Annotated in this window: 28 protein-coding genes and 7 pseudogenes; 15 read left to right on the plus strand and 20 right to left on the minus strand. The window is 22.9% G+C overall.

Annotated features, from left to right (window positions below; genetic code table 4):
* Positions 1-10: 10 nt before the first annotated feature.
* Positions 11-508, plus strand: a pseudogene (locus tag AAHH39_RS11810) (helix-turn-helix domain-containing protein); the annotation flags it as partial.
* A 90-nt stretch (positions 509-598) separates the two neighbouring features.
* Here the strand turns inward: AAHH39_RS11810 and AAHH39_RS11815 are convergent.
* Positions 599-1,558 (minus strand): transposase-like zinc-binding domain-containing protein, encoded by a 960-nt coding sequence (locus AAHH39_RS11815; protein ID WP_342217913.1) that lies wholly within the window; start codon positions 1,556-1,558, stop codon positions 599-601.
* 264 nt (positions 1,559-1,822) lie between these two features.
* On the opposite strand from AAHH39_RS11815, the pseudogene AAHH39_RS13540 reads away from it, so the two are divergent.
* The 5 genes and pseudogenes from AAHH39_RS13540 to AAHH39_RS11835 form a co-directional block, all read left to right on the plus strand.
* A pseudogene (locus AAHH39_RS13540) lies at positions 1,823-1,936 on the plus strand (IS30 family transposase); the annotation flags it as partial.
* A gap of 55 nt (positions 1,937-1,991) precedes the next feature.
* Positions 1,992-2,480, plus strand: coding sequence for a hypothetical protein (locus AAHH39_RS11820; RefSeq protein WP_342218218.1), 489 nt, complete (start codon positions 1,992-1,994; stop codon positions 2,478-2,480).
* Positions 2,481-2,494: 14 nt separating this feature from the next.
* Positions 2,495-3,709, plus strand: coding sequence for a hypothetical protein (locus AAHH39_RS11825; protein ID WP_342218219.1), 1,215 nt, complete (start codon positions 2,495-2,497; stop codon positions 3,707-3,709).
* Between the two features lie 500 nt (positions 3,710-4,209).
* Entirely contained in the window at positions 4,210-4,401 is a 192-nt protein-coding gene (locus AAHH39_RS11830; protein ID WP_342218220.1) for a hypothetical protein, read from the plus strand.
* A gap of 126 nt (positions 4,402-4,527) precedes the next feature.
* Positions 4,528-5,316, plus strand: a complete 789-nt coding sequence (locus AAHH39_RS11835) for a hypothetical protein (protein WP_342218221.1) — start codon at positions 4,528-4,530, stop codon at positions 5,314-5,316.
* Positions 5,317-5,339: 23 nt separating this feature from the next.
* On the opposite strand, the gene AAHH39_RS11840 is transcribed toward AAHH39_RS11835, so the two are convergent.
* Positions 5,340-5,552 (minus strand): hypothetical protein, encoded by a 213-nt coding sequence (locus tag AAHH39_RS11840; protein ID WP_342218222.1) that lies wholly within the window; start codon positions 5,550-5,552, stop codon positions 5,340-5,342.
* A 130-nt stretch (positions 5,553-5,682) separates the two neighbouring features.
* Here AAHH39_RS11840 and AAHH39_RS11845 point away from each other — a divergent pair, with 130 nt between their 5' ends.
* The 6 genes and pseudogenes from AAHH39_RS11845 (at position 5,683) to AAHH39_RS11870 (ending at position 10,318) form a co-directional block, all read left to right on the plus strand.
* The gene (locus tag AAHH39_RS11845) at positions 5,683-6,312 is read left to right on the plus strand and encodes a hypothetical protein (protein WP_342218223.1); all 630 of its coding nucleotides are present in this window, start codon (positions 5,683-5,685) and stop codon (positions 6,310-6,312) included.
* Positions 6,313-6,366: 54 nt separating this feature from the next.
* Positions 6,367-6,838, plus strand: a pseudogene (locus AAHH39_RS11850) (IS5 family transposase); the annotation flags it as partial.
* 162 nt (positions 6,839-7,000) lie between these two features.
* A pseudogene (locus AAHH39_RS11855) lies at positions 7,001-7,327 on the plus strand (transposase); the annotation flags it as partial.
* Positions 7,328-7,376: 49 nt separating this feature from the next.
* Positions 7,377-7,895, plus strand: coding sequence for a hypothetical protein (locus tag AAHH39_RS11860; RefSeq protein ID WP_342218224.1), 519 nt, complete (start codon positions 7,377-7,379; stop codon positions 7,893-7,895).
* 235 nt (positions 7,896-8,130) lie between these two features.
* Positions 8,131-9,368, plus strand: a pseudogene (locus tag AAHH39_RS11865) (IS256 family transposase).
* A gap of 17 nt (positions 9,369-9,385) precedes the next feature.
* A complete protein-coding gene (locus AAHH39_RS11870; protein WP_425288929.1) occupies positions 9,386-10,318 on the plus strand; it encodes an IS30 family transposase in 933 nt (310 codons plus the stop codon).
* Between the two features lie 514 nt (positions 10,319-10,832).
* Here the strand turns inward: AAHH39_RS11870 and AAHH39_RS11875 are convergent.
* The 5 genes and pseudogenes from AAHH39_RS11875 to AAHH39_RS13545 all read right to left on the minus strand — a co-directional run.
* Positions 10,833-12,254 (minus strand): MATE family efflux transporter, encoded by a 1,422-nt coding sequence (locus AAHH39_RS11875; protein WP_342218226.1) that lies wholly within the window; start codon positions 12,252-12,254, stop codon positions 10,833-10,835.
* A 76-nt stretch (positions 12,255-12,330) separates the two neighbouring features.
* A complete protein-coding gene (pheT, locus tag AAHH39_RS11880; protein WP_342218227.1) occupies positions 12,331-14,736 on the minus strand; it encodes a phenylalanine--tRNA ligase subunit beta in 2,406 nt (801 codons plus the stop codon).
* A 24-nt stretch (positions 14,737-14,760) separates the two neighbouring features.
* Positions 14,761-15,825 carry a phenylalanine--tRNA ligase subunit alpha gene (pheS, locus tag AAHH39_RS11885; protein ID WP_342218228.1) on the minus strand — a complete coding sequence of 355 codons (1,065 nt, stop codon included), beginning with the start codon at positions 15,823-15,825 and terminating at the stop codon, positions 14,761-14,763.
* 64 nt (positions 15,826-15,889) lie between these two features.
* Positions 15,890-16,174, minus strand: coding sequence for a TrmH family RNA methyltransferase (locus AAHH39_RS11890; RefSeq protein ID WP_342219354.1), 285 nt, complete (start codon positions 16,172-16,174; stop codon positions 15,890-15,892).
* 4 nt (positions 16,175-16,178) lie between these two features.
* Positions 16,179-16,634 (minus strand): annotated as a pseudogene (locus AAHH39_RS13545) (IS30 family transposase); the annotation flags it as partial.
* Between AAHH39_RS13545 and AAHH39_RS11895 the strand changes: the two are divergent.
* Positions 16,600-16,752 carry a hypothetical protein gene (locus AAHH39_RS11895; RefSeq protein ID WP_342218229.1) on the plus strand — a complete coding sequence of 51 codons (153 nt, stop codon included), beginning with the start codon at positions 16,600-16,602 and terminating at the stop codon, positions 16,750-16,752. The pseudogene AAHH39_RS13545 and the gene AAHH39_RS11895 sit on opposite strands and share 35 nt — an antisense overlap.
* 53 nt (positions 16,753-16,805) lie before the next feature.
* Here AAHH39_RS11895 and AAHH39_RS11900 read toward each other — a convergent pair.
* From AAHH39_RS11900 to AAHH39_RS11960, 13 genes and pseudogenes are all read right to left on the minus strand, one after another.
* Positions 16,806-17,294: pseudogene (locus AAHH39_RS11900) on the minus strand (helix-turn-helix domain-containing protein); the annotation flags it as partial.
* A 73-nt stretch (positions 17,295-17,367) separates the two neighbouring features.
* A complete protein-coding gene (locus AAHH39_RS11905) occupies positions 17,368-17,706 on the minus strand; it encodes a TrmH family RNA methyltransferase (RefSeq protein ID WP_342218231.1) in 339 nt (112 codons plus the stop codon).
* Positions 17,707-17,903: 197 nt separating this feature from the next.
* Entirely contained in the window at positions 17,904-18,074 is a 171-nt protein-coding gene (locus tag AAHH39_RS11910; protein WP_342218232.1) for a hypothetical protein, read from the minus strand.
* Complete coding sequence (locus AAHH39_RS11915; RefSeq protein ID WP_342218233.1) at positions 18,052-18,759, minus strand: SprT family zinc-dependent metalloprotease; 708 nt, start codon at positions 18,757-18,759, stop codon at positions 18,052-18,054. The genes AAHH39_RS11910 and AAHH39_RS11915 overlap by 23 nt, the downstream gene beginning before the upstream one ends.
* A gap of 35 nt (positions 18,760-18,794) precedes the next feature.
* A complete protein-coding gene (locus AAHH39_RS11920; RefSeq protein ID WP_252320316.1) occupies positions 18,795-19,298 on the minus strand; it encodes a dUTP diphosphatase in 504 nt (167 codons plus the stop codon).
* A 31-nt stretch (positions 19,299-19,329) separates the two neighbouring features.
* Positions 19,330-20,190: a hypothetical protein gene (locus AAHH39_RS11925; RefSeq protein WP_342218234.1), complete on the minus strand. Its 861-nt coding sequence runs from the start codon at positions 20,188-20,190 to the stop codon at positions 19,330-19,332.
* Between the two features lie 231 nt (positions 20,191-20,421).
* On the minus strand, positions 20,422-20,781 hold the full coding sequence (gene rplT / locus AAHH39_RS11930) for a 50S ribosomal protein L20 (RefSeq protein ID WP_252320320.1): 360 nt from the start codon (positions 20,779-20,781) through the stop codon (positions 20,422-20,424).
* 16 nt (positions 20,782-20,797) lie between these two features.
* Complete coding sequence (gene rpmI / locus AAHH39_RS11935) at positions 20,798-20,986, minus strand: 50S ribosomal protein L35 (protein WP_342218235.1); 189 nt, start codon at positions 20,984-20,986, stop codon at positions 20,798-20,800.
* 16 nt (positions 20,987-21,002) lie between these two features.
* The gene (gene infC / locus AAHH39_RS11940; protein WP_174480738.1) at positions 21,003-21,545 is read right to left on the minus strand and encodes a translation initiation factor IF-3; all 543 of its coding nucleotides are present in this window, start codon (positions 21,543-21,545) and stop codon (positions 21,003-21,005) included.
* A 485-nt stretch (positions 21,546-22,030) separates the two neighbouring features.
* Positions 22,031-22,507, minus strand: a complete 477-nt coding sequence (locus tag AAHH39_RS11945) for a hypothetical protein (protein WP_342218236.1) — start codon at positions 22,505-22,507, stop codon at positions 22,031-22,033.
* Positions 22,508-22,624: 117 nt separating this feature from the next.
* Positions 22,625-23,134 carry a hypothetical protein gene (locus AAHH39_RS11950; protein WP_342218237.1) on the minus strand — a complete coding sequence of 170 codons (510 nt, stop codon included), beginning with the start codon at positions 23,132-23,134 and terminating at the stop codon, positions 22,625-22,627.
* 118 nt (positions 23,135-23,252) lie between these two features.
* Positions 23,253-24,212, minus strand: a complete 960-nt coding sequence (locus tag AAHH39_RS11955) for a transposase-like zinc-binding domain-containing protein (protein ID WP_342217794.1) — start codon at positions 24,210-24,212, stop codon at positions 23,253-23,255.
* A 151-nt stretch (positions 24,213-24,363) separates the two neighbouring features.
* Positions 24,364-25,308, minus strand: a complete 945-nt coding sequence (locus AAHH39_RS11960) for an IS30 family transposase (RefSeq protein ID WP_342218238.1) — start codon at positions 25,306-25,308, stop codon at positions 24,364-24,366.
* Here AAHH39_RS11960 and AAHH39_RS13550 point away from each other — a divergent pair.
* A complete protein-coding gene (locus tag AAHH39_RS13550; protein ID WP_425288906.1) occupies positions 25,195-25,767 on the plus strand; it encodes a GNAT family N-acetyltransferase in 573 nt (190 codons plus the stop codon). The two genes, AAHH39_RS11960 and AAHH39_RS13550, sit on opposite strands and share 114 nt — an antisense overlap.
* On the plus strand, positions 25,676-26,194 hold the full coding sequence (locus AAHH39_RS11965; RefSeq protein WP_342218239.1) for a hypothetical protein: 519 nt from the start codon (positions 25,676-25,678) through the stop codon (positions 26,192-26,194). Before AAHH39_RS13550 ends, AAHH39_RS11965 begins: the two co-directional genes overlap by 92 nt.
* Positions 26,195-26,233: the final 39 nt, after the last annotated feature.

Raw genomic sequence — 26,233 nt, forward strand, 5'->3', positions numbered from 1 at the left:
AATTAGCACAATGTATAAGTATCTGACTATTGAATCAATAATAGCAATAAAAGAATATAAAAGTTATGGATTTTCGATTCGTAAAATAGCAAAAGCCATTGATTATAGTAAATCAACTGTACATAGAGTTTGTAGATTATTAAATCAAAACTTATTACCATTAGAAATATTGAATAAAATTCAAAAAAATAAACAAAATGCAGGTAGAAAATTAATAATTTTAACTTTAATAGAAATTAATACTATTAATCATTTGTTAATTACTAAAAATTATGCTCTTGATATAATTGCTAATTTTTTAAAGGAAAATAAAATAAAAAGTATTTCAACAAAAACTTTATATAACATGTTTAAAACAAATCGAATGGGTTTTGATGAAAATAACTTATTGAGAAAAGGAAAAAATAAACCTCACAAACAAAAAGAAACTAGGGGCAGAATTAATAATTGTAAGTCTATTCATGAAAGAAATTTAATCATTCCTAATATTAAAAATATAGAAGAATTTTTTAATTATGTAGAAAAGTAGTGGTAAAATAAAAAAAGTCATCAACTTGACTTAAAATTTGATTTTATTAAATTTTGGGATTTATTTTTTTTACAAACTGAAATATAACACATTGGATTTTTGATAAGGGGTTAATCCGTAGTGTTGATATTTTCATTTCCATAAATTGAGGTAATTTTGAATATTGGTAAATCCAATGCCATGGTAATGAGTAATAAATTCTTTTAAACTTGATTGTATTTTACTGACATTACTTAATTTTTTATAATTTAATTCTTTATTTTCTTTTGATTTAAACTGCTGGATAGTGGATTTAGTTTGTTTAGCTACTGTATCATATAATACTTGCATATCACAAACTATAATTGAATTTTCTTCGATAAGTTTCGATGTTAAGTTTTCTTGTACTCATTTTTTATTTAATCTTTTAGTATTTGTTGTTTGAGCATAGATATTTCGGTTTTCATCAATTGCCATTTGAATACAACAATTTAAATCTTTAGCATTTTCTTCAATTCATTGTTTTCTTGGATCATTTGGATCTTTAAAGTTTCCTTTATGAATTTCTTTGATAAAAGTTTCGTCAATTTCAATTCTAGCTTTTAATTTTACAAATTGATTTTGTGTTTTTACTAATTGTGTTGATTTCATAAATTTTTGACGATTAAATCAGGCAGTTTTATTTGTAGTATTAATAAATTGAGAAATAATGTAAGCAGATTGACCTAAAGTAGCTATTTGTATCAATAAATCTCATTGATCATGAGATAAATGACTTCAATAAAAATAATGATTTTTAAAAGCATGAAAAGTAATATTACAACTTTTACATTTATATCTTTGCTTATAATCTTTACTACCATATTTAGTACACAAAAAAGAACTACAATCTGGACATTGAATCCCTTTCTCTTTGAATTTTTGTTCGACTGCTTCAAATTTTTCTTTTTTCTCAATTTGTTTAATTCTAGTTTTATTTTCTCTAAAAATCTCAATAAAATCTTTATCAGACAAATTATTTAAAATTTCTTTTACTGTATTTTTATTCATTTAAAATCACCTCTTTAATATTAAAAATACCATATAAAAATATATTTTTGCTAATTTTACTAATACCACTACTTTTCTACAAAATTAAAGCCAAATTCTTCCTTTAATTTTGTAGAAAAGTAATGATACATGATAAAGTGTTATTTTTAGAGAATTTTTACACTAAATAATGTTACTTTTAACAAATTTTTAATTAAAAATAATATTTTAAGTGTAAATTGATGAATAATTTTTGGTCATCCATACTTTTCTACATAATTAAAAGATCTATCTTCATATAAACAAAAAGATTTAAATACTATAGCATTTCAAATTAATTCTACACCCAGAAAATCACTATCTTATAAAAGACCAATAGATTTAATACAATTATTTTAAAAAACTGTCCCATTTATATTTACAATTCAGGAATGATAAAAATGAACAACAATTAATGACCTTTATTTTAGCAACACCAAGAGCGATGAAAAGATACATGATAGAAAATACAGTTATTTATGTAGATTTTATTAAAGATGATAAAGCAGGAAGAGCATATAAAGTTGCTGGTGAAGTTGTTGGAGAAGCAATACCATATATTTCTAATAATGAAACAACATCAAGATGAATGTTATGTGGAGTTATTAAAACAGAAAAAATTAATTTAAAAACTAAAATTACAGTTTTAACAACAAATATTACTGCAAATGTTAATAACAATAACAATGAATTAAATACAGAAATAAAAAGTACTAATGAACTTAAATCATTAAATCCAAATTTAACAAATCCAACTATTAAATATTTTAGTGATGCACAAGGAAAAACTAATGTAAGTAATCAAAAACAAAAAGCAGGTGACTTATATATAACTATTACTGCAAATGTTAATGACTTAAATTATAAAGGAACAACAAATCCAATTAAAATAACTCTTAAATAAAGGAAATTAATATCATGCCAATCGGTACAACTAGTACAGCAATACTTTTAAACATAAATAAACCAAAACATACTAGAATAAGTAAACAACAAGAAAATAAAAGTTTTTGATGAGAAATTTTAGAAATGATTGGTGTACAAGTAATAGCAGTAGCACTTGCTCCTTTTACTGGTGGATTAAGTGAAAGCGTAGCACTTGGATTAGGTGCAAGTGATTTTATTGCAAGTACTATTAATTTTGGTATTTATGCTATAACTGATTTTACTATTAATCAAGTTTATGATTATTTGAAAGGAAATGTAACACCATTAAATACTTTTTTTAATATATTACCAGCATTTGCTGGAATTAATAAAATTAGTCGTGGTTATCGCACTACTAAATTTATTAAGTTAGCACAAAAAACTAAAATATTAGAACAAATTGGTGTTAAAGAAGCAAAAAATTTACAAGAAATTATTAGTCAAGTAAGTGGAAAAGAAATTTTAACAGATAAAATTATTGGTAATAAACGTTATTTATTTAATTATAGTTTTGCTCCTAATCGTGAAACAATAATCCAAAATTTAGGTTATGTTGCTGAAAGACAATATAAAAATAATTTTCAAAAATTAGAAGCACAAGAATTAAAAGATTATTTATTATTACAAAATACATTAATAAAATTAAGTCCACAATTAACTCCTAAATTTAAAATCAAAGATATTGAAAAAGCAAATAACTTTTTAAAAAAATATAATACTGATTTAAAAAAAGTACTATCTATGAACCAACATGATTGATTAAATTTAGTTCATACAATACATTCAGAAAATAGATATGGAAAAACTTTAATTTTAGATTTACAAAAAATTCGTGCTAATGCTATTAAATTTAATTTTAAAAATAGTTCAATTCATAAGATTGTTTTAAATGCAAATAAAATTTTTAAGTATTTTGATATTAGATTTTATTTAAAAAAAGGTTTAAATAAATTTTGAAAAGATACTCCATATTTTGAAAAATTACGAGAAAGTATATATAAATTACAAGAAAAATTTGAAAAGTTAGAAAAACAAGCATTTGAAAAAATTAATAAATTAAAAGAAAAAGCAACTGATTTATTTACTAGTGCAGAGAAAAAAGCAATTAAACATGCACAATTAATTCCATTAAATTCCCCAGTATTTATGGGTTGTAAAATTCAACCTTTATCATTAGATAAATGCTTTAATTTTGTAGAAAAGTAATGATACATGATAAAGTGTTATTTTTAGAGAATTTTTACACTAAATAATGTTACTTTTAACAAATTTTTAATTAAAAATAATATTTTAAGTGTAAATTGATGAATAATTTTTGGTCATCCATACTTTTCTACATAATTAAAAGATAAATGTGCAATTACTATTTATCATCGCAATTCTAAATATAAACCAATTACAGTTGTTGATAGTATTCTTAAAGCAGAAACTTTTGTTACTCAAATATATCTATTCCATTGATATCGTTGATATAGTGGTTGATACATTGGTTATGGAGTTAATCAAAATAAATGATTAAAAGCAATAGCATTTGCTCCACCAGTGGTGCAACAAGTAATTAGAGATAGTTTTAAAGTATATAGAGAAATATTAGAACTTATCATAAAGTAGTAAATTTTATTAATAATCCTATTGAAAATATTAATAAATCATTTAAAACTGTTGGTTTAAAATTTTCAATTAATACTTTATTTGGTACAGGATTATTGCATCATTTAGAAAAATTTGCATATAGTCAAGTTGTAGAAAAAGGTAAAAAAAAGTTACAAAAAGAAATTATTTTTAATTATGTAGAAAAGTATGGATGACCAAAAATTATTCATCAATTTACACTTAAAATATTATTTTTAATTAAAAATTTGTTAAAAGTAACATTATTTAGTGTAAAAATTCTCTAAAAATAACACTTTATCATGTATCATTACTTTTATAAAAAATTAAAGGAAATTATCCATATATCACATAGAAAAACTAAAATAAAAACTAAGCATTATAAAAAAGCATTTTTTAAGGAATGATAAATTATGATTAATAAACTTTGAACTGATGTCAGTCTTGAAAATTATAATAACTGATATCCATTAACTGGAAAAATTACAGAAACGCCACAGCAATATATACAAACATGACCAAATGTTAATGATTGATTTAAAACTTTTGCTATTCGTGCTCAAAATGATATTAATGCTTATCTTGATTTTATTTTATCTAAATTTCCTTTTGATAGTTTTAAAGATGAATTAATTAAAGAAACATTAAGAGATATGGTTTATGTAATGGTTGAACATTGAGTATTTAATCGTACACCAATTGAATTTAATGTTGATGCTACTATTCAATTTAATAATGGTACTCAATTTAGTGCCAATAGTACTCCTACAATTAATGTATGAGATTTAGCACCTAGTAGAATGAAAATATGAGCAAGATTAACAGAATTAAAACAAATATTTTCAAGTTATAATGATGATGAAATAGATGTTGAAAAAATTGACTTAAAAGCATTTTATACTAGAAATCAAGTTGATGAATTAATAAAAGAACAAAAAGAATTTACATTATTAAAACAAATTAAATTATATGATGATTTAGTTGATGATAATGATAATGAAATATATAGAGGTCCTGTTAGTAAATTTATTAATAAAGGTTATGTTGCAACTGATTATGACCCAAAAACTGAAACAATGATTTTAGATTGACCTGATGAAATTGGTACATTGCCAGCCGAAGCATTACAAAATAATCCACAAGTTGGTGATTATACACATGCACCAACTTGTGATTTTTCCTTTAATTTTGTAGAAAAGTAATGATACATGATAAAGTGTTATTTTTAGAGAATTTTTACACTAAATAATGTTACTTTTAACAAATTTTTAATTAAAAATAATATTTTAAGTGTAAATTGATGAATAATTTTTGGTCATCCATACTTTTCTACATAATTAAAAGATTTTTCTGCTAAACAACAAAAAAGAATTACTGCAAATGAAAATGAAATTACGAAATTAAATAATGAATTAATTAAAGCAAATGAAAGTATCAATGATGTTAAAAATAATTGATTTAATATTGAAACTAGTCCTTTATGAAAAAAAGTTGAAAATAATAATATAGAAACATTTAAATGATATTTTATTAAAATCAGTTATCAATATTCAACAGAAAATAACTTTATGAAATTTTATAAAGTAATTAAAATTTATTTATTAAATAATATTTTTCATGAATTTGAATTGTTAAATGTTGATTCCATGACTTATAAAGAACAAATACAAAATAAAAATATTTTAAATATTGGAACTATTTACTATAACAATAGAAATAAAACATTTAGTGGTGGCGGTAATTCTTATCCTGAACGTGGAAAAATTAATTTAATTGGTGATATAGACGAAATATATCAATATCAAGGAATAGATACACCAACTGAATTTATAGCAGACAAAGGCACTGAACGTGATTATTATACAAAACAAGAAACTAATAACCTATTAGATAAAAAACAAAATATAAGTGATAATAACTTACAAACTATTAATAAAACAGTTGTTGGTGCAATTAATGAAAATAAAAGTAATATTGATAAAAAACAAGATAAAGAAAATTGAAAAGTAATAGGTAATAGTCTTGATAATCGTACATGAGAAGATTTTACTCTTGGTTTTAATAAATATTATAGAGTAATTATTACATGAGAAAAACCACCATTTAATCAAGTAAATACAAGAATTACAGTAGAATTTAAAACTGGTTCTTATTTAGGTGGTAGTGTTAATGAGAAATTTTTTTTAGAACCTGTTTAGAATCTTTTCGAAAATAATGTAAAATGATTATATATTTTAAAATAAGAGGTATATATGCATAAAAATTATCCAAGTCATGTCACCAAAGAACAATTTGAGAACATAAAATCAATTTTAGAAAATAGCAAAAAGAAAACAAAACCAAGAAGTTTAGATTTATATGAAGTATTTTGTGCAATTTTATATGTATTAAAAAGTGGTTGTCAATGAAGAATGCTACCAAAAAATTTTCCAAAATGACAAACTGTATATTATTATTTTCAAATTTGAAGTAAAAATAATGGTAAAGAACCTAGTGTATTGCAATTAATTTTAAAAAAAATTAGTTAAAAAAGTTCGTATCAATAATAATCGCAAAGAACAAACTAGTTTTTGTATAATTGATTCGCAAAGTGTTAAAAATACAGATACTACTGAAAATAAAGGTTATGATGCTGGTAAAAAGATTTCAGGCATAAAACGTCATATTGTTGTTGATTCTCAAGGTTTACCACATGCAATTTACATAACCACAGCAGAAAAAACTTTTAATTATGTAGAAAAGTATGGATGACCAAAAATTATTCATCAATTTACACTTAAAATATTATTTTTAATTAAAAATTTGTTAAAAGTAACATTATTTAGTGTAAAAATTCTCTAAAAATAACACTTTATCATGTATAATTACTTTTCTACAAAATTAAAGGAAAAAACAGATCGTAATAGCTCTATAATAATGATTGAAAATGAAAAAGAAAATCTTTCTGCAGTTCAAAAAATAATAGTAGATGCTGGTTATACTGGTGAAAAATTTGCTTCTGAAATCAAAACAATCATAAATGCAAATGTTGAAGTGATAAAACGTAATGAATTACATACTTTTGTAGTATTACCAAAAAGATGAATTGTAGAACGAAGCTTTGCTTGATTAGAAAAATACAGAAGATTATGAAAAAATTGTGAAAGAAAACTAAATACTAGTTTACAAATGGTTGTTCTTTCATTTATTTCAGTTTTATTAAAAAGATTCTAAACAGGTTCTTACAAAAGGAGAAATTGATAGTGTAGAAGCAAATTTATATTTGGTTATAGGAAACGAACATAAATTCAAATTAATTATAGATGGTGGTAATGAAAAATATGGAAATATTTTTTCATTAGAAGAATTACAAAATACAATTAAAGTTGATGTTACACCAAAATTAAAAATTAATTCAAGAAGTTTAAAAACTAATGAAATAGAAGAAAATTATTGAGATATTGAATTACCAGATAATCCAACACCAAGTCCAAATAATCAACAATGAAAAGATGTTGGAACAAGAGAAAAAAATAAATGAGATAATTGACAAATTACTTATGATTTTATAGTTAATAAACATTATAGAGTTTATTATTCTTGAAGTATATATAATCCAGTTTATACTATTCAAGAATTTATTATAATGGATAACAAAATTGCTGGTGTACCAATACAAACCTTTAATGATAGTGTTAATATAGTAATTTTATCAGTTCAACATGCAAAATTGATTACTATTTATAGTGGAAAAGGTAATTTAAAAGGTAATGTATGAAAATTACAAGAATTACAGGAATAATATTATGTTTTTTAAAACCTGAATTGTAAATATAAATGGGACAGTTTTTTAAAATAATTGTATTAAATCTATTGGTCTTTTATAAGATAGTGATTTTCTGGGTGTAGAATTAATTTGAAATGCTATAGTATTTAAATCTTTGGCAATGTTTAGTAATCTGTGTAACTTACAAAAATAACTATGTTTAATTAATTCTAGTAAATATAATTAAATGACTAGAAAGAGTGAGTTACAGATGGCTAAAAAACAAAATATTAATAATAATGATCCAATATCAAAAGCAGTAGATTTATTATTAGAAAATACTGAAGATTTAACAACAGTTTTTAAAGAAGGGGGTTTATATAAAGAATTAACAAAACGTTTAGTTGAAAAAATGTTGAATTCTGAAATGCAAAATTATTTAGGATATGAAAAAAATCAACATAGTAATACTGAAAATGCTCGTAATGGTACAAGTTCAAAAAAATTAATAACTCAACAAGGTAAAATTGAGATTGATGTACCAAGAGATCCAATAGTGATTTTACTCCTGTAATAGTTGCAAAAAGACAGCGAAGATTTGATGGTTTTGATCAACAAGTGCTTTCACTATATGCAAAAGGTATGACTCTATCTGACATTAGAATGCAGTTACAAGAGTTATATCATGGTGCTGATATTAGTGAAAGTGTTATTAGTCAAATTACTGATGATGTTATTGATGATGTCAAAACATGACAAAATCGACCATTAGAAAGCGTTTATCCGATTGTTTATTTTGATTGTATAGTAGTTAAAGTTCGACAAGATAAACGGATTATTAACAAATCAGTTTATATAGCATTAGGAGTTGATTTAGAAGGTAAAAAAGATGTTTTAGGCTTATGAATTAGTGAAAATGAAGGTGCTAAATTTTGATTAGCTAATTTCACAGAAATGAAAAATCGAGGCTTAAATGATATTTTGATTGCTTGTAGTGATAATTTAACAGGCATGTCAGAAGCAATACAAGCAGTTTATCCTAAAACAGAACATCAATTATGCATTGTTCATCAAATTCGAAATAGTTTAAAATATGTTTCATACAAACATCGAAAAACTCTAGTTACAGATTTAAAACCAATTTATAGTGCATGTAGTGAAGAACAAGCAATGCAAGCTTTAGAATCATTTGAAAGTAAATGAAATAAACAATATCCCCAAATTGCTAAATCTTGATATAAAAATTGAGAAAATTTGATGATTTTTATTAGTTATCCTGCAGAAATCAAAAGAGTAATTTATACAACAAATGCTATTGAATCTGTTAATAGTCAATTACGAAAAGTTATTAGAAACAAAAAAGCTTTTCCTAATGATATGTCAGTTTTTAAAATATTTTATTTAGCAATTGAAAATATAACAAAAAAATGAACATTGCCTATTCAAAATTGAAATACAGCAATTGCTCATTTTATGATAAAATTTGAAGACAGAATTAATCTGAACTAGTACTTTGTAAAACAAAGATACACAGATTTCTAAAAAGCCTCATAAAAGAATATAAAAGTTATGGATTTTTGATTCGTAAAATAGCAAAAGCCATTGATTATAGTAAATCAACTGTACATAGAGTTTGTAGATTATTAAATCAAAACTTATTGCCATTAGAAATATTGAATAAAATTCAAAAAAATAAACAAAATGCAGGTAGAAAATTAATAATTTTAACTTTAATAGAAATTAATACTATTAATCATTTGTTAATTACTAAAAATTATGCTCTTGATATAATTGCTAATTTTTTAAAGGAAAATAAAATAAAAAGTATTTCAACAAAAACTTTATATAACATGTTTAAAACAAATCGAATGGGTTTTGATGAAAATAACTTATTGAGAAAAGGAAAAAATAAACCTCACAAACAAAAAGAAACTAGGGGCAGAATTAATAATTGTAAGTCTATTCATGAAAGAAATTTAATCATTCCTAATATTAAAAATATAGAAGAATTTGGTCATTTAGAGGGTGATACTATCATTGGTAAAGATCATAAAAGTTCTATTATTACTTTAGCTGATATATGATCAAAAACCACAATTCCTTTAGCAACTAAAAATAATAAATCAGAAAATATTACAAAAAGTATAATAAAATTTATTTCAAAGTTACAAAAAGGAACAGTTAAAACTATTACTTTTGATCGTGGTAAAGAATTTAGTAAATGAAAATTAATCGAAAAAAATTGTAATGTTAAGATTTATTTTGCAGATCCTGGTAAACCTTGTCAAAGAGGTTTAAATGAAAATAATAATGGTATTTTAAGAAGATATTTACCAAAATCTACAGATCTATCTTCATATAAACAAAAAGATTTAAATACTATAGCATTTCAAATTAATTCTACACCCAGAAAATCACTATCTTATAAAAGACCAATAGATTTAATACAATTATTTTAAAAAACTGTCCCATTTATATTTACAATTCAGGATTTATAAAATTGAGTATTTTAATTGTAATATTTTTAAATTAGTAGTAAGATAAATTTACAATTACATAAAATCCTAATTATTTCTTGTCTAAAAAATAATAAGACTATATATGAATTAATTTATTCCGGATTTTTGACAATCTCCCACTATTTTTATATATTTACTTAAACTTATTTTTAAAATTCTTTCAAAAAATAAAAATTTCTTATAATAAAGGTATGTCAAAATTTTTAATGTCCGTATTTATTTAGTTATTTAAAATTTAATTATTATAAAAGTTTAATTATAACTAAAAATAAAAAAATCATTACTTCTACCATCCTCTAAAATCACACCAGTAACTATAATAATTGTATATTAAATACAATAAAAATAAAACGATAAATATGAATTTATTTGCTAAAATATAATAGAATTTTTTTAACATTTTTTAAACAAGATTTATTAAAATAAAATCTATTATTAAAAAGGGATTTTTATATTATCCATGTGGTTCAAATGTCGGATGAGGTACATTTTCTACTTTAGAATTAATAATATTTTTATTTCAAGGAATTACTTTATAAAATACATAAGCACAAATAAAATCAGCTGATTTACTTAAACACGAAATCATAATTACCATTTTAATACTTAAGTCAGTTCACTGCAATAAAGCAAAAGTAATAAAAATATCAATAAATCAAATTAAAAATAGATCAGCAATACTAATAATTAAAGTATAGCCACCAGCATAAAGAAAACTAAATAATGGTTGCATCATATTAATGAAAAAATAAGTTACTGCTGAAAAAGCCATATATCAAACTGCAAGTTTCATAGCATTATTAGATAAATTTGGAAATAATACTTTTGGAACTCAAAAAGCACTACCCAAAATAATTAAAGCAATAACAGTTGAAATAGCAAAACTCAATTTTAATATCTTCTTAGCATTTTCTTTAGCCAGTACTAGTTCTCCTGAACCTAACTTGCTACCAACAGCATATCCAACTAAAGCATTATATCCCCTAAAAGTAGAATAAAAAATAGCAACAACACTACCAACAATTTGCACAGCGGCAACAACTTCAGTATCACCAAAATGAGAATATAAAGCTGTTAACATTACCACTGAAACACCAAATAATACTTGACTAGCAAATAAAGGAATAAAAGTAATAATATATTTTTTATGTAAATCTTTTGTAAATTTAAAAATATTTCAATTAGGAGCATAAATTGGTTTTTTATAAATTAAATAACCTAAAAATATAAAACATTCTACTGCTCTTGAAATAATTAAACTTATTGCTAATCCTTCAATACCTAATTGTGGTCCCCCACTATATGGTAATGATAAAATACAAACTAAAAATGTATTTAAGAGTAATGAGCAAATAGAAGTTATCAATGGTGTTTTAACATTACCACATGTATTCATAGTAATTGACATAATAAAAGCAAAACCTAACAATGGGTAATTTCAAGCAATTAATTTACTATATTCTTCAGCAATACCAATAGCATTTTGATGAGAATTATCTTCAGCACCAAGAATTACTCCCATAATTTGTTTACTAAATAATTCTAATATTACAACAAAAAATATTGAAAAAATTAAAGTATAAAATAATTTTATATTAGTAGTTTCTTGAATTTTCTTCTTATCTTTAATACCTAAATATTGAGCAGTAAAAATATTACCGGTAGCAACAATAGCAAAAAAGATATATCAAACCATATCATAAATATTACTTGATGATGCAACTCCAGCAATAGCATCATCATTTCCAAATTGACCAACCACAAAATTATTCATTAAGTTTATTAATGTTTCAATTAAAGATTGTGCACAAATTGGAATCATAAATAATAATGCCATTTTATAAAAGTTTAAATTATCTTTGTTTAACGTTTTCATATCATCTCACCCAATTTAAAATTTAACTATAATAAAAAAATATATTAATGTTATTATTTAATATTTTGTTATATTTTTAACGAATAATTGCTTGAAATTTTTTCTTTAATATTTCTTGAATAATACTTATTTGTCCACTTACTTTTGTTTCATCTAATTGTTCTTCTTGACTATTAAATTTCAAATTAAAAGTTAATGAGTGTTGATGTTGTGATTTTAATTTTTCATCATTATAAAAATCTACCAAAGATATTTGTTCTAAAAAATCAATATTTGCAAAAATTATAGCATTTTTTACATCAGAAAATTTAATATCGCTATTAACAATAATTGATATATCACGACTTAAAGCATTAAATTTTGATCAAAGCTTAAATTTAGAAACTACTTTTTGCTGTTCTTCTATGATTTTAACTAACTTACTACAATTAATTTCTGCTAAGAATATTTTTTCAACATTCATTATTTTTTCAGTTTGTGGGTGCAGTGCGCCAATAGTAGCAATATGTTCTTGCTCATAAAAAATATCTGCGCTTAAATACGGATGCATTAAAGAATTATTATTTGTTTTATAAACAATAGAGTTAAATAAATTTGACATAACTTTTGCTAAAAAACCATCTAAAAAACCTTTAATAAAATAATACGTACTATTAGTAATTTTATTAGTATTAATTTTTGGTCAAAAATTATCCATAATCATAAAAGCTAAATGATGATTATCATCAGTTTCATCACCTGTATAAATAGTTTCATCAGTAAAAATTTTTAATTGTGTTTCTTTACGTGCATAATTATATTGACAAATTCTTAATAAACTATCTGTCAAACTAAAACGCATAACTTCTCTTGTTAATGTCAAAGGTGCTTCTAATTTTACAGGTATTTTATATTTAAAAAAATTAAAATCATTTAATCTCTGCATACTTGTTAAACTATATGTTTTTACTTGATTAAAACCATAACTTGTTAAATGTTGTCTTCATTTCATCATTAAATTTTCCATTGCAGTTGGTGATTTAAATGATGCATTAAATTGTGGCTTAATAACTGGTAATTTATCATATCCAAATACTCTGGCAACTTCTTCACTAAAATCATTAGCATTATTTAAATCACTACGATGATTAGGAACTGTTACTTTTAAAATTTCTTTATTTTTTGCATCAATTTCAATTTGACAACCAATAATAGTCAAATAATTAATTATTTCATTAACCTCAAATTTTGTACCTAAAATTTTATTAATAAAATTAAAGTTAAAGTTAATCACTTTTGTTTTAACTTGATAAGGAACATCATTACTAAAACCAGTAATTTCATATTTAACTTGTAATTGTCCTAAAATAAACAAATAACGTTGTAAAGCAATTAAATAATAATCAGGAACAACTGGTCTTGTTAAACGTTCTAATAATGTATTAATAAGAGCACCATGTCGCTTTGCTTGTTTACTCATTAAGGTAACATCAGGATTAATTGAAAATATAAAAACTTCTTTGGAACTTGGTTTAACTTCATATTCAATATTATGACTAACTCCTAAAACACTAAAAGCCAAATATTTATCGTGTAATAAAATATCGCCCTCTTTAATTTGCAAATTACCTTCTGGGTATGATTTAGGTGAAATATTTAAAGATGGTTTTTTTAAAACATCAGCACTAAAAGTAATTAAGGGTTGACCCAATTCTAACATTACTAAATGAATAATATCTTCTGATAAAGTTTTGGGTACAATATTTGCAAGTTGTAGTGTTCTTCTAATTCAAATTGGTGTTATTACAGATTTATCATTAAATTCAATCTTTAATGTTGCTAAAGCTTGAATTTTACCATTAAGAACACTAACTTGACTTTTATTATCAAATTTTCCTATACTACTAACTTCCATGTTTTTTAAAGGAATTTTAAAATAACCGCTTAATTCTCTAGCAATACTATAAATCCCCAAACAATCACTACGATTTACTGTTAAATCAATAAAAAAAATTGTATCATCTAAATTTAAATATTGTAACGGATTAATATTACCAACCATTACATCATCTGGTAAATGAATAATACCACTTAATTCTTCTTTATTCTGAACAATACCGCTTAATCCTAATTCTGTTAATGAACAAAGCATTCCTGAAGAAATAACATCTTGAATTGTTCTTTCAACAATAGTAAGACCATTACCTAAAACACTCCCTATCCTTGCTACAACAACTTTAATACCAATAACTACATTTGGTGCACCACAAACTATAGTTAACATTTCAGTGCCTACTGTTACTTCACAAATATTTAATTTATTCGATTTAGGATGTTTATTAATTTTAGTAATTTGACCAACAACTAAGTTTGTATTACTGAACATTAAATTTTTTACTTGATCAACCTCAAAACCTAAACTATTTAAAGCATCAACGATTTCATAATCTTTAATGCTATTAATATTCAATCACTGCGAAATGATTTTACGTGAAACTATCATTTTATTTTATACTCCTTTTAATTTTTAAAATTGTTTTAAGAATCGAAAATCATTATTATAAAATAATCTGATATCGTCAATGCCATATTTAATCATAGTAATTCTTTCAATGCCTACACCAAAGGCAAAACCTGCTGTTGTTTCATCTAAACCAGCAGCAATAAAAACATTTGGATGAATCATACCAGCACCTAAAACTTCAATTCAACCAGTATACTTACATAATGAACAACCTTCTGTATTACATTTTGGGCAACTTACATCTACTTCAACTGAAGGCTCCGTAAATGGGAAATAACTAGGACGTAATCTTGTTTTAGTTTCCATACCAAAAAATTGCTGACAAAAATAATTTAATGTTCATTTTAAATTTGCAAAAGTAATATTAGATCCAACTAAAAACCCATCAACTTGCATAAATTGATGAGAATGAGTAACATCATCATCATCTTTTCGATAAACATTTCCTAAACTAATAATAGCCGTGGTTTCTTTTGAATTTTTATCTTGCTCGCTAAGAATGCGTGCAGTCATATTTGTAGCGTGTGTTCTTAATAATCAACGATTAAGTTTGTCATTATTATTTTCAAGATAAAAAGTATCTTGCATATCTCTTGCTGGATGATCAAATGGTAAATTTAAGCGTTTAAAATTATATTCTTCATTTTCTACTTCATTACCACTAATGATTTGATAACCCAAATTTTTAAAAATTTCAGATATTTCGGTAACAGTTTTTAATAGAGGATTGATGTGACCAATATTAAAATCAATACCCGGTAGTGTTAAATCAATTTCTGAAGATTTAAGACACTCATTAATGTTATCTTTCTCAATTTCATTAAATTTTTTTATTATATATTCATTAATTTCTTTTTTTAATTTATTAGCTGCTTGACCAATTTCAATTCTAAAGTTATGAGGAAATTTTTCTAAAGATTTTAATATATTATTAATATCCGAATTTTTACCTAAATATTGTGATTTTAAAACTTGCAATTTATGTAAATCAGCAACTTCATCAATATTATTAAATGCTTGCTGTCTAATAATTTCTAATCTTTTTTTTAAATCGTTAACCACTAACATTCTATTCCTCCATTAATTTGTTAATATGTATAATTAAATTTTTATAATTCAAAATAAGTATAATTTATTTTAATATATTACTAGTAAATAAGCAATACGTTACTATTGCTACACTTGTTGCTAAATTTAATGATTCAACATTAAAAGAAGTTGGAATAAAAATATTACTATTAATTTTATCTTTATACTTTTTATTAATACCTTGTCCTTCATTGCCAAATAAAAAAGCATTCTTTTGCTTAAAGGTAATTTCAGATAAATTAGTACTATTATCTTCATGTAGAAATGTACCATAAATCATATAATTTGCATTTTTTACTTTCCTGAATTGTAAATATAAATGGGACAGTTTTTTAAAATAATTGTATTAAATCTATTGGTCTTTTATAAGATAGTGATTTTCTGGGTGTAGAATTAATTTGAAATGCTATAGTATTTAAATCTTTTTGTTTATATGAAGATAGATCTGTAGATTTTGGTAAATATCTTCTTAAAATACCATTATTATTTTCATTTAAACCTCTTTGACAAGGTTTACCAGGATCTGCAAAATAAATCTTAACATTACAATTTTTTTCGATTAATTTTCATTTACTAAATTCTTTACCACGATCAAAAGTAATAGTTTTAACTGTTCCTTTTTGTAACTTTGAAATAAATTTTATTATACTTTTTGTAATATTTTCTGATTTATTATTTTTAGTTGCTAAAGGAATTGTGGTTTTTGATCATATATCAGCTAAAGTAATAATAGAACTTTTATGATCTTTACCAATGATAGTATCACCCTCTAAATGACCAAATTCTTCTTTTAATTATGTAGAAAAGTATGGATGACCAAAAATTATTCATCAATTTACACTTAAAATATTATTTTTAATTAAAAATTTGTTAAAAGTAACATTATTTAGTTTAAAAATTCTCTAAAAATAACACTTTATCATGTATCATTACTTTTCTACAAAATTAAAGAATTCTTCTATATTTTTAATATTAGGAATGATTAAATTTCTTTCATGAATAGACTTACAATTATTAATTCTGCCCCTAGTTTCTTTTTGTTTGTGAGGTTTATTTTTTCCTTTTCTCAATAAGTTATTTTCATCAAAACCCATTCGATTTGTTTTAAACATGTTATATAAAGTTTTTGTTGAAATACTTTTTATTTTATTTTCCTTTAAAAAATTAGCAATTATATCAAGAGCATAATTTTTAGTAATTAACAAATGATTAATAGTATTAATTTCTATTAAAGTTAAAATTATTAATTTTCTACCTGCATTTTGTTTATTTTTTTGAATTTTATTCAATATTTCTAATGGTAATAAGTTTTGATTTAATAATCTACAAACTCTATGTACAGTTGATTTACTATAATCAATGGCTTTTGCTATTTTACGAATCGAAAATCCATAACTTTTATATTTTTTTATTGCTATTATTGATTCAATAGTCAGATACTTATACATTGTGCTAATTCCTTTCTTTTCTTAATTATAGAATTAACACAATTTAATTTTTATATAAGTGTCCTTTTTAATTTTACAATTCAGGTTTTAATAAAAATTGATCAAAATTTTCATAATACACATTAGTATAAAAAATAGCTCCTTGACTTGCACTAATTACTTTGTGATTATATAAATCAACGCTTTCATTTGATAAATATACTTCAGAAATATTAAAAGCAGTAACACTGCGTAAAATATTTTCTAAATTACCTGGATCTTGAATTGTATCAATTAGAATAATATGAGAAGAATAAAAATAATTTAAAGGTTTAACAATATTACAAACACCAATTATTGGTTGTGATGTTTTTTGTTGTGAAATTTTTTTTTTAATTATGTAGAAAAGTATGGATGACCAAAAATTATTCATCAATTTACACTTAAAATATTATTTTTAATTAAAAATTTGTTAAAAGTAACATTATTTAGTGTAAAAATTCTCTAAAAATAACACTTTATCATGTATCATTACTTTTCTACAAAATTAAAGAATTTTTTTAATAATCATACTATTTACAACAATAACTTCAATATTATTACAATCTTTTAATAAATTTGCATATTTGTCTAAATACTTCTCATCAACATATACTGCAAGTAATCTTTTTTTAATAATGCAATACTAATTAAATGTTCTTCTTCAATTAAAAACATTTTTTTAACATTGCGATGTTTTCTTTCATGTAATAAAACTAATTCTTGAATTATTGGATTTTTAAGTGAGGTTATTTGTTTCATCCATAACTCCTTGTTTTAATATTTTTTGACAATCTTGAAAATCTGGACAATATTGAGCAACAAAATTTCAAAATGTTTTTTTATGATGAGCATGAATTATATGCGCTAACTCATGAATTATAACATAATCAATTACAGCATAATCAAAATGAATTAATTTATAATTAAGTGTAATGATTTTAGTATTTGGTTGACAAACACCTCATTTATTTAACATCGAACGAATTTTTAGTACTGAAAACTCAATATTCATAATTTCTGATCAATATTGTAAACGACTCATAAAAATATTTTTTGACTCTTCTTTTAAAAATTTTTGAATTTTAATTAATATTTGCTTATCATCTTGAATATTTGTGCATATTACCAAATTATTAAATTCAAAATAAATAATGGTTTTTTTTGAATGATACTTAGTAATTAATTTATATTTTTTACTTAAAAAATAAAGATAACTGTCATTATTATTAATAACAATATTAGGTTTTAATATAGTTTTCTTTTTTAAAATTTTAGGTAAACTTTTTAAAATGAAATCTTCAATTAATTTTTCTTGCATAAAAAATGGAGCACTAATAATAATTTGATCGTTGCGCACTTTTAAATACATATGTTTTTGTTGTTTATATGTAATAATGTACTCTCATTTTGTATTATTATAATTGAAAATTTTAACATTAGTCATTTTAATCTCCTAAATAAAACGATCACTTATTTCCATTAATAATTTTGTGATTGTCGTAAATGATTTATTTCATTTTTATAAATATAACAAGAAATAATGTCTTCACTATTAAAATTACATTTTTTACCAATTGTAAAATAAATATTTAATAATTCAAAAAAATCATTACTTGATTTTGATTTAAAAAGAGTTGTAACAAAAGCAAATAAATCAATGAATGCAAGATTAAGATCTTGATAATTTGTTTTTTCTGAAAAACTAAAATTTTGAAAATCAATATTAAGGCTATTACCGATACTAAGAATAAAATGAAGACTATCAATATATTCTTCAAGCATTACTGATTTTTCACTACTTGGTTTTGAACTTCAATATTTAAAACATCTTTGTTCATTTGCAAATTCACCTAATTCAACTAAAAGTGCTAAAAATCTAGAATTTAATGTTTTAATATCGCTAACACCACGATTAATAATTATTTTTTTATCTAACTCATTTTGAAGTTGGATAATTGTTGAAAATTGTTTTGAATTTAACATAATTAACTCACTTTCTTTTTTTAATTATTAATTAAGATTTCATTATTTTCTTATCTTTTAAATTTAATTTTTTATAAAATTTTGTAATTAATGATTTTTTATCTTTGTAAATAGGATTAATTTTTGTTCCTTTTTCTAAATAAAAAGGAGATAAAGTTTTTATAATAAAAATATATGTTAAAACTAGTAATGAAATACCAACAACAGACATAAATGTAAAACGTAAAATTGGTAACCACAATGAAGTGTCTAATATTTTTTTACCAAAACTTGCTGTATAACCAGCATTACCAATAAATAAGTAATTAGTACCAAAAGAAGTATTAAAAATAAAAACACCACTACCAAATAAAGTTAAATATAATATACTTTTTTTGATATATATTTTGTCATATTCAATATGACCATATAAATATAAAAGTAAATAAGAAAAAAGAATAATAATATGAATAAAATAATAATTTCAATAAAGAAAATGCTGTGGACCAAAAACTCATTTTGTTTTATCTGGTAATAAAAATGCCAAAATAACAGGACCAATTAAAGGAAAAGTAATATTAAATAAACTTTTATTAGGAATAATTAATAGTATACCACTAGTAATATTTAATACCGAACATAATTGAAAAGGAAAATAATCATACCATTGATAATTATCACCATTCAATCCATGAACAATATAAAAACTAATATTTAAAAGTATTTGAAAAATACCTAAACTACATTTAAAACTATAGCACTTACTTAAATTAGCATAAAACCTTTTAAAAATAAATAAACTAATTATCAAGAATAATGATATAGATAAGCCAATTCAATAATACATACCAAATAAAGGATTAATAACTGCTTGTGGATTACCATCAAAAAATCCAAGAAAAACAAATTGCATAATGGCCCCTCTTTTTTAAATTTCTTTCTTATTTTTATACTAAGAAGCGAATTTATTTTTTAATTTTACCATTAAATATATTATAAAACAAAGTTTGTGATAAAAAAATATTCTTTGAAATTTATATTAAATACATTTCTAAAACTTATCATAATTATATAAATTAAAAACACTTATAATAAATTTAATTTATTTCAAGTGTTTTTAATTTATATAAAATTTTGCAATTAATTATTTTGCTAAAGCAGATTTTGATGCCAAAACTAATTTCTCAAATTCTTCTGGTTGATTAATTGATAACTCAGACAATATTTTACGATTAAGATTAATATTAGCTTTATTTAAGCCATCAATAAAACGTGAATATGATAAATCATAATTACGAACAGCTGCATTAATTCTTTGAATTCATAACTTGCGAAACTCACGTTTACAATTTTTACGATCACGATAAGCATATGCTAATGAGTTCATTACTTGTTCATTTGCTGTACGATATAAACTATGTTTTGCTCCATAATATCCTTTTGCTGCTTTTAGTATTTTTTTACGACGATGATTAGTTGTATAACCGCCTTTAACTCTAGCCATTTATTTTATCACCTTCCTAAATTAAATCTTTTAAACGCTTATAGTCAGAAGCAGATACTTCACTTCACCCACGTAATTGACGTTTTTGTTTTGTTGTTTTATTTTGAAATAAGTGAGAAACAAAAGCACCACTACGCATTCATTTACCACTTCCTGTTACTTTAATTCTTTTTTTTAAAGCTTTTTTTGTTTTCATTTTTGGCATATTTTACCTCCTATTGTTAATTTTCTTGATTTTTCTTTTTTGGAAAAAGATAAATAGTTTGTATATTTTTTTCTTTTTTATCAAAGTTTTTATCATAAATACAAATATCTTCTAATTCTTTATAAAATTTTGTAATTACTTCAAATCCTGCTTCAGGATTATGTAATTCACGACCACGATATTTTAATGTAACTTTTACTTTGTTACCATTACTTAGAAATTTACGAGCCTTATTTGCCTTTGTTTTAATGTCATTGTTATCAATAACAACACTTAGTCGAATTTCTTTTTCTTCAACAATTGTTAATTTTTGTGCTTTTTTAACTTCTTTTTCCTTTTTTTGTTGTTCAAAACGATATGTATCAAATTTAAACATTTTACAAACAGGTGGTTTAGCATTTGGTGATATACATAATAGGTCATATCCTAAATCTTCTGCTTTTTTTAAAGCATCATTTTTTTTCATTAAACCATAATTAGTACCATCATTACCAATTAATAAAAATTCATAAAAGGGAATATTACTATTTCATAAATTATCATTATTTTTAAAAGCCATACATACCTCCTTTAATTTGCATAAATAAAAGTGTGCTAAAACGCACACTCACCACTACAAAACTTTATTTTAAAAATAAAAATTTAAAGCATTGAACCTATAACAACTTAGCTATCAGGTGAGCGTAAAAACTACTTTCTTTATGTCAAGTATTATTATATTAGATTTTTAATAAATTACAAGATTTTTTTTAATTATGTAGAAAAGTATGGATGACCAAAAATTATTCATCAATTTACACTTAAAATATTATTTTTAATTAAAAATTTGTTAAAAGTAACATTATTTAGTGTAAAAATTCTCTAAAAATAACACTTTATCATGTATAATTACTTTTCTACAAAATTAAAGGTTTTTTTTAATATGTTAGTACATAAATTTAAATAAAAATAAAAAAACTTACTAGATAATTAGCAAGCAAGTCTTTTATTTTTATTAATTTTAATACTAATTACTTATATATAACCTATCTTTTATTAAAATTTTTAGCTGTATATAAGATTCCTTGCGATCCAGCAGCATAAATTGAATCATCTGGACCAACTGCTAAAGCAAAAATATGATCATCAGTATTTTTTATTCCAGATAATTCAGAACATAAATCTGTACCTTCTATTTTTTTTATATACTTTATTGGAGTCAATACCAACAAATAAATTATTATCTCTATCAATGACTAAACGTTTAACCTCGTGGTTTGGATTTGTTTCTAAGATTACCTCATATATTCCATTCTTTATCTTATAAAGACGACCATTTCAAGAACCAGCAAAAACAGTATTATCCTTGTCAACTACTAAACTATCAATTTGATGTCCATCGTTTATTTGTTGAAATATTCCAAAAGTTTGACTTATTTTATCAGTTTTATAAATTATTCCACGATCATCATCACCAGCATAAATTGAACCATCTGGACCAACTGCTAAACTTCTAATATGATCACCATTTGTTCCTTGCATTAAACTAGTGCTTCCATTTTTACTGATTTTGCATACACCAGTATCACTTACCAACATAAACGGTTTCAGTGTTTTTATCAAATGTTAAAGCTCAAATTCAGTTTTTTGGTCCTGGTATTATAATTTTTTCAAAACTACATACACCATCGCTCTTATAAACAAAGCCATTATCACTACCAACATAAACATTATCTTCATTATCATTACTAAGGCTCTAACTGCTCAATATCCTTCTAATCCTGCCATTAAAATTTCTAATCCTGTTGGAGTAATCTTATAAACCTTATCTTCTTGTGCTCTAAAAATATTACCTTGTGAATCAACACCTAAAGCATAAATGTTTCCATTTGTTAATTTTTGAGAAACAAAATTAGTAATACTATAGTACAAATTAACTGTTCCTATATAATCACCTTTACCAATACTAGTATCTTGTCTTTTAATATCAAAATCATTAACTATTAATGATTTAATTGCATGATTTGCTTCAATAATACCTATTAGTAAACTCATTTTAGATGGTGCTAAATCCTTACCACTATTAATAAGTCCTAAATTATTATTTACTATTATATCTGCTAAGTTAATTGCACTATGTTTATTTTCTAAACCTTTTTTATTTTGCATATAATTAGTTGTAATATTAGTTTTTTCTTTTAATTATGTAGAAAAGTAGTGGTAAAATAAAAAAAGTCATCAACTTGACTTAAAATTTGATTTTATTAAATTTTGGGATTTATTTTTTTTACAAACTGAAATATAACACATTGGATTTTTGATAAGGGGTTAATCCGTAGTGTTGATATTTTCATTTCCATAAATTGAGGTAATTTTGAATATTGGTAAATCCAATGCCATGGTAATGAGTAATAAATTCTTTTAAACTTGATTGTATTTTACTGACATTACTTAATTTTTTATAATTTAATTCTTTATTTTCTTTTGATTTAAACTGCTGGATAGTGGATTTAGTTTGTTTAGCTACTGTATCATATAATACTTGCATATCACAAACTATAATTGAATTTTCTTCGATAAGTTTCGATGTTAAGTTTTCTTGTACTCATTTTTTATTTAATCTTTTAGTATTTGTTGTTTGAGCATAGATATTTCGGTTTTCATCAATTGCCATTTGAATACAACAATTTAAATCTTTAGCATTTTCTTCAATTCATTGTTTTCTTGGATCATTTGGATCTTTAAAGTTTCCTTTATGAATTTCTTTGATAAAAGTTTCGTCAACTTCAATTCTAGCTTTTAATTTTACAAATTGATTTTGTGTTTTTACTAATTGTGTTGATTTCATAAATTTTTGACGATTAAATCAGGCAGTTTTATTTGTAGTATTAATAAATTGAGAAATAATGTAAGCAGATTGACCTAAAGTAGCTATTTGTATCAATAAATCTCATTGATCATGAGATAAATGACTTCAATAAAAATAATGATTTTTAAAAGCATGAAAAGTAATATTACAACTTTTACATTTATATCTTTGCTTATAATCTTTACTACCATATTTAGTACACAAAAAAGAACTACAATCTGGACATTGAATCCCTTTCTCTTTGAATTTTTGTTCGACTGCTTCAAATTTTTCTTTTTTCTCAATTTGTTTAATTCTAGTTTTATTTTCTCTAAAAATCTCAATAAAATCTTTATCAGACAAATTATTTAAAATTTCTTTTACTGTATTTTTATTCATTTAAAATCACCTCTTTAATATTAAAAATACCATATAAAAATATATTTTTGCTAATTTTACTAATACCACTACTTTTCTACAAAATTAAAGGTTTTTTCCTCAATTCTGTTTAATAAATTACCTGAATTGTAAATATAAATGGGACAGTTTTTTAAAATAATTGTATTAAATCTATTGGTCTTTTATAAGATAGTGATTTTCTGGGTGTAGAATTAATTTGAAATGCTATAGTATTTAAATCTTTTTGTTTATATGAAAATAGATCTGTAGATTTTGGTAAATATCTTCTTAAAATACCATTATTATTTTCATTTAAACCTCTTTGACAAGGTTTACCAGGATCTGCAAAATAAATCTTAACATTACAATTTTTTTCGATTAATTTTCATTTACTAAATTCTTTACCACGATCAAAAGTAATAGTTTTAACTGTTCCTTTTTGTAACTTTGAAATAAATTTTATTATATTTTTTGTAATATTTTCTGATTTATTATTTTTAGTTGCTAAAGGAATTGTGGTTTTTGATCATATATCAGCTAAAGTAATAATAGAACTTTTATGATCTTTACCAATGATAGTATCACCCTCTAAATGACCAAATTCTTCTATATTTTTAATATTAGGAATGATTAAATTTCTTTCATGAATAGACTTACAATTATTAATTCTGCCCCTAGTTTCTTTTTGTTTGTGAGGTTTATTTTTTCCTTTTCTCAATAAGTTATTTTCATCAAAACCCATTCGATTTGTTTTAAACATGTTATATAAAGTTTTTGTTGAAATACTTTTTATTTTATTTTCCTTTAAAAAATTAGCAATTATATCAAGAGCATAATTTTTAGTAATTAACAAATGATTAATAGTATTAATTTCTATTAAAGTTAAAATTATTAATTTTCTACCTGCATTTTGTTTATTTTTTTGAATTTTATTCAATATTTCTAATGGCAATAAGTTTTGATTTAATAATCTACAAACTCTATGTACAGTTGATTTACTATAATCAATGGCTTTTGCTATTTTACGAATCGAAAATCCATAACTTTTATATTCTTTTATTGCTATTATTGATTCAATAGTCAGATACTTATACATTGTGCTAATTCCTTTCTTTTCTTAATTATAGAATTAACACAATTTAATTTTTATATAAGTGTCCTTTTTAATTTTACAATTCAGGTTACTAATAATTTAAATAATCCAAGTATAAAAAGTTTATTATTAATTGATGAATTTAATAATAAAATTGGTGACGCAATACTTATTATTGATTTAGAAAAAAAAGAAGCTATTTTAGAAAGTATATTTATTGAAGAAAAATATCGTAAGCAACAATATGGTAGTTTACTTATTTACAAAATTTTTGAGATATGTCATAGCAATAATATCGAAAACCTTATTTTATTATCAGATCCAACTAATGTTACTGTCGGTGAATTTTATGAAAAATTAGGATTCACTTATGCATGAAATAAAAAAACTCTTTTTTATGATTATGAAATTAATATACCTCATGCAATTTTTAATAAAAGAAATTTTTATTGATTTTGATAAGTCAAAATCAAAAGCTATAAATGATGAACAAAAGATATTAGAGGATAGTGAAATATTATCTAGTATTTTAAATGAAGTTTTAATACATGAAGAATCAATTTTCAAGGAAGATTATCAAAAAGTTATTGATTGATTTAATCAACAAAGAGAACAAATAATCAAAAATCCAAAACAATGATGAAATACTTTAACCCCCAAACAAGTAGAGGTTGCTAAAAATGAGGCAAAAAAATGATGAAATAACTTAACACCAGAACAAAGAAAAATAAAATTATTAGAAAAACAAGCATATCAAAAAAAGACAATAAAAAAAGATGATACTCCTTTATTGTGTGATTTTGATCAAAATATAAAAAATAAATTAGACTGCATGCAGTCTATGAAAACATCAAGTTCTGTTGTTAAAAAAGATAATTTTAATATATAGATTTTTTCTTTTTTCAAATGTCTTGTTTTTTAAAATTAA

The sequence above is a fragment of the Spiroplasma endosymbiont of Amphimallon solstitiale genome (genome assembly GCF_964030965.1).
In the GTDB taxonomy this organism is placed as follows: domain Bacteria; phylum Bacillota_I; class Bacilli_A; order Mycoplasmatales; family VBWQ01; genus Spiroplasma_E.